The organism is Cellulomonas sp. P4_B5_2, assembly GCF_056402235.1.
In genome coordinates this window covers 1-5,166 of record NZ_JBFUHU010000275.1, presented here as the reverse complement: position 1 = coordinate 5,166, position 5,166 = coordinate 1, and the positions used below count along the sequence as shown (strand labels likewise).

At 77.2% G+C, this 5,166-nt stretch carries 2 protein-coding genes; both read right to left on the bottom strand.

Translation table 11 applies throughout. From position 1 onward, the window contains the following. Nucleotides 1-2,243: hypothetical protein (locus AC1DUQ_RS17290; protein ID WP_477074213.1), on the bottom strand; the 2,243-nt coding region annotated here is incomplete at its 3' end. Then, nucleotides 2,240-5,053, bottom strand: coding sequence for a hypothetical protein (locus AC1DUQ_RS17285; RefSeq protein WP_477074212.1), 2,814 nt, complete (start codon nt 5,051-5,053; stop codon nt 2,240-2,242). The genes AC1DUQ_RS17285 and AC1DUQ_RS17290, both read right to left, overlap by 4 nt. Between the last annotated feature and the right edge of the window lie 113 nt (nt 5,054-5,166).

Below are 5,166 nucleotides of genomic sequence, written 5' to 3'. Positions count from 1 at the left end.
GTCCTGGCCAGCCGCACGCGCTCGGACGTGAGGCTGATGGCGAAGGGGTCGTCCTCCCCTCCGCCGTTGGCCAGGTGCGCGTTCCGGAGCAGGGCGGCCACCTGCGCCTGGTGGAGCGACGGAGCGTGCAGGAACCCGGGGTCGTCGACCGCGGACAGCAGCTCGCCCGGCTCACCCCGCGGCGTCTCGGCGACGACGTCGGCGGTCGACGGTGCCAGCCGTTCCGCCCATCCGTAGCCGCCGACGAGGGCGCCCCGCTGCTCGTCCGCCCGCAGCTCGGCCAGCCGACGGCTCGCCAGCGACGTCACCCAGGCGTCGACCCGGTAGGCGGCCGCGTCCAGGGTCCCGAGCAGGTGCCGTTCCAGGTCGGCGGGGTCCGCTGCCGCGAGCACCTCGACCGCCGAGCGGAACGCGGTCAGGGCCGGCGTCCCGGCGGCGATGCGTTCACGCACGGTCCCCCCGTCCGGCAGTGGCGCGTCGCGCTGCGCCCGCCAGCCCGGCGTGGACTCGCCGAAGCCGTACAGCTCCGCGTCGGTCACGTCCGGGGCGTCGGGCGCGAGCAGGCGCGCCGCCGCCTCCGCGTGCTCGCGCAGCAGGCCGTGCCGGACGAGTCCCACCAGCAGGGACGTYGGCGCGTCGTCCCCGCCGGTCGCGAGCTGGTCGACGTCTGCCGCCAGCAGGTCGCGGAGCTCGCCGGCCCCGCCCACCAGCGGCACGGTGACCGGTGCGCTGTCCGGCTCGTGCACGCTCAGCGCAGCCGGGAGCAGACCGGCGCCGGCGGCCACGGCGAGGGGCAGCGACCGGTCCCTGGCGACCTCCCAGAACCCGGCGTCGGCGAGCCGGCGGCCGAGGAAGAGCTGGACGTGCTCAGCGAAGCGGGCACCGAACGCCCGGCGCAGCCGGACCCGGTCGGAGCGCGCGCCGAGCCGGAGCACGTCGACCAGGTCGGCCGCGACGTCGCCCCGGCCGATCCGTGGCGCCTGCCCCAGGGCCGGCCGCCAGGCGCCGTCCACCAGACCCACCAGCGCGCGCCGCAGGCGGTTCGCGCGCTCGTCACCCGTGTACCGACCGAGCGACGTCACGGGCAGCAGCCCGTACGGCTGGCGGCCCACCCGCAGCGTCGGCAGCGGCCCGCCCGGCCGGACGAACCGTCGCGCGTGGTCCCGCGCCCAGTCGGTGTCGTCGAGGGCGACCCCCGCGAGCTGCGGCAGCCAGTACCCCCAGGTGGACGGCCACAGCACGGTGCTCATGGCCTCGGCCAGCGTCTCGTCCGTGTCGCTCCCGCCCGGCAGCGCGGCGGGGTCGGAGAACCCGAGCGCGGTGGCGGTGCGCGCGCCGGAGCCCCCGGGCGTCGGCGCCCACGTCCCGGTGGCGGCGCTGGACCAGCCGGACGGCGCACCCTCGGCGTTGTTGGTCGGCGTCTCCGGGTCGAGGAACGCCAGCCCCTCGCTGTAGTGCTGGGCCTCGAGGAGCCGGCCGAGGTCGCCCGCGCTGTCCCCCGTCTCGCGCACGCCGGTGACCAGGAGCAGGTCCACCGGCTCGGTGACCGGCAGGCGCAGCGCCATGCCGACGTCCTCCGCGGTGGCGAAGTCGACGAGCCAGCTCATCGCCTGGTCGACGGCGGCCACCTCGTCGTCCTCGTCGTCGCCGTGCTCCTCGTGGACGAGCGGGACCGACAGGTCAGGGCCGACGGCGAGGTCGGCCGTGATCGGCCTGCCCGTGGCGACCGCGACCACTGCCCCCTGCGCGTAGGCGGTCGCGGTCCACCGGGTGGGCAGGAGGCGCGCCACCGGGGTGCTCCTCTGCTCGGTGGGCTGGAGGGAGGGGAAGGCCGGCTCCACCGACAGCGGCGCCCCGTCGGCGACGGCGGCATCGGGCCGGGCCTGCGGGTTGGTCGGTGTCGTGGCGCGCACCACCCAGGCCGCCCGCCCCGGACCCCACCTGTCCGCGAGCGCGGACCAGGCGCGCTGCGCCCGCTCACGATCGGTTCCCGTCCGCCACTGCGCGCGCCAGAACTCCTCCCCCGCCGCGATCTCCGCGGCGGACACGCGGGGGTCGTGGGCGTCGACGTGCAGCTGGTCGGGGTAGACCCGGACGAGGAGCGAGCCGTCGCGGAAGCGGGTCTCCAGCCGGATCGGGAGCAGGACCAGCGGGTGCCGCGACCCGGCCACCTGCTGGGCGAGCCTCGGGTCGGCGGCGAGGGCGTCGGCGGTGAGCGGAGCGAGGTCGAGCGGGTCCGTCATGGCGTCGGCCTCCGCAGGAGCACGGTCACGGGGATGGTGATCCGGGCGGGCAGCTGGCGCAGCCGCGCGGCCTGGCTCGCCGACGTCGCCTCGGTCACGGGCGCGTGGCTGACGCCGGCCGGCGCCTCCCCCACCTCGAAGCCGAAGCGTGGAGCACCGGGCTGCTCGGCGATCACGATCGACCAGTCGTCGGCGTCGGCGAGCGGGACGGCGAACCCGAAGAAGGTGATGTCGGGCTCCATGGCACCGCGGAAGACCGGCAGGAGCTGCTCGGCGGGCGGGCCGGGACGGACGGCGGACACGAGGGCGTCGGGGAAGCGCCTGATCAGCTCGCTGCGCAGGAGCAGGACGAACCTGTCCTCGGCGACCGTCGGCGCGCCCAGCGCCCGACCACCCCACGAGTCCAGTGGCGTGATGTCCGGCGGGGCGTCGGGCGCCACGGCCGCGTCCCAGAAGCGGTCGAAGAACGTGGCGGTCATCGGCGTCGGGTACTCGCGCCAGAGCAGCTCGCGGCCGAGCTCGTGGTTGAGCCCGACCAGGAACGCCTCGACGAACTCCCCGTTGGTGCGCAGGCCGAGGGCGGTGTTGGCCGGGACGCCGTCCAGCCCGGGCAGCAACCAGTGCTGACCGAGCTCGACGAGCGAGCGCGACATCGGCGCGTCGAACCGCGGCGCGAACCGCACCTGCGGCACCGGGCCGGCCGGCTCCTGCGGTACGGGCACCGCGAGCAGGCCGGACACCCGGGCGGAGAACGTGCGAGCGGGAGTGGTGAGTGCCAGGGCCTCGGCGAACATGGCCTCCACGGCCAGCGTGCCGAGCGGGCCGCGGTCGGGCGGGGCCGGTGCCAGGAACGCGGACAGGTGACGCGCCGCCGCGGTCCGGAAGGTCGCGGCCATCGGGTTGTCCCGGCGCGGCGGGTGCGGGTGCGGGTCCGGTTCCGTCGGGTCGACGGGGTCGGGCTCGGTGGGGTCGGTCGGGTCCGTCGGGTCTGTCGGGTCGAAGGGGTCGGTCGGTCGGCGGCGCGCGAGGGAAGGCCCGACACCCGGGACGAGGCCACCGTGGAGCACACCGCCGCCCAGCACCCCGCCACCGACCACTCCGCCGCCGAACGGTGGCAGCGGGTCCGGTCCGGGTGCGGGCGTCGGTGAGGGGCCGATCTCGAACCCCGGCCGCGGCGGCGCGCCCCCGACCGCGTCCGTGCTCACCTGCGCCCAGGACAGGTTCAGCGCGCCGCCCCCCGCCTCGAAGGTCAGCGGGCCGGCCGCCGGCGTGAGCTCGCGACCGATCATCTCGGTCGGCGCCATCCGCCCGAGGACGCCTCTCCCCGTCACCGGCGCCGCGGGGCCCACCCGCCGCACGGCCGGACCGCGGGGCCGGGTCACGCGCCTGACCACGGTGCTCAGCGCCTGGTCCGGCAGGCGGGCCTCGGCCCACTGCTGGGCGAAGCTGGTGCTCCCGGTCGCGGACGACCGCAGCAGCCGGGCTCGTAACGGAGCCAGCACGAACAGCCCGGACTCCGGCGGCAGCGGCGCCACGTGCCGCCGGTGGAGGCTGTCGGCAACCGCCAGGCCGAGCGCGGCCAGCCCGAACACCCGTTCCGCGGCGTGCAGGTCCGCCGCCTGGTCCCAGGCCGCCGCGACGAGCGTCTCCTGCTGCTGCTGGACCACGAGCGTGCCCAGCGCCGCCGCCACCCGGTGCGCCGGGTCGGTGTTGAGCTGCTCGTACCACCGTCCCGCCGCCGCAGGGTCCAGGGCCGCCGGGGCCGCGTACGCCGACCCGTACCGAGGCGGCGCGAGCAGCGGGTTGCCGGCCGGCACGTGGTCGGGCGCGTTCAGCACGTCGACCAGCGCCGCCGCGAACCGCCCCTCCATCGCCGGGTCCGACCACCGCTGGACGGGCGCATCGAGCGCCAGGAGCGCGCCCGCCAGCCGCACCTGGGCGTCCTCGGCACCGGCGATCCCGAGCCCCGAGGTCGACAGGTCCACCGCCCGGGTGCCGAAGCCGTCGGCGACGGGACGGCCGCGGATCGCCATCGCGAGGGACTGGAAGTCGCCGGCCGGACCGGTCGCGAACCGCCAGTGGTGCAGGACCGGCAGCTCCACGGACGCCATCCCCGGCGCGCGCCGCCACGCCGGCCCCTCGGCGGCGCCGGGGTCGTCGCCCAGTCCCGCCAGCCGGCCCGCCTCGAACGTGGGCACGACGCAGGCCAGGTACTCGGTCTGCTCGGTCAGCAGGCGCCCGCAGACCAGCCGGGACAGGCTGCGCCCCGGGTCGGCGGCGAGCGCGTCCGCCAGCGCCGCGTCGGTCAGCGCGACCTCGGTGGCCAGCTGTGCGTGGGCCCAGGCCCAGCTGTCGTCGAGGTCCGGCAGCTCCTCCTCCGGGTGGGCCGGGATCCCGATCTTCAGCACCGGTAGCGAGCCGCGGGCGGGTGGCGCGAGCTGGACGCCCGGCTGCTCGCGCACCACGACCAGGCACAGCCACGGCCGCAACCGGCCCGCCGACGCCGAGGCAGGGGTGAACAGCCAGGGCAGCGCCGGCTCGTCGAACTCGACGAGCGGCAGGTAGTTGGCCTCGAACGTGCGCGAACCCGGCGCCGGGTCCGTGCGGATCACCTGCTGCGACGGGAGCCCGGTGACGTCGCCCGGGCCCAGCAGCCGGACCTGCACGGTCGCCGGCCCGGCGCCGTTGACCTTCACCTCGGCGGTCGCGGAGGCCTGGCTGGCGGGGTGCCCGTCCCGCACGTCCGGCGGGAGGTCGAGCGGTCCACCCCGCCGCGCCCACGGGAGGAAGACCAGGTTCGGCTCGGTCATGGCGTCCTCACCAGCCCGGCGAGCCGCGGGGCGTCCGGCCGGTCCAGCCCGGCGTACCGCTCGGCGACGGCCGTGCGCGTCGCCGCACGCGCAGCCGCGGACAGCCGCAGGCC

Coding starts and splice junctions, on each gene's coding strand:
- AC1DUQ_RS17285 (WP_477074212.1), bottom strand. CDS start 5,053: ATGACCGAGCCGAACCTGGTCTTCCTCCCGTGGGCGCGGCGGGGTGGA.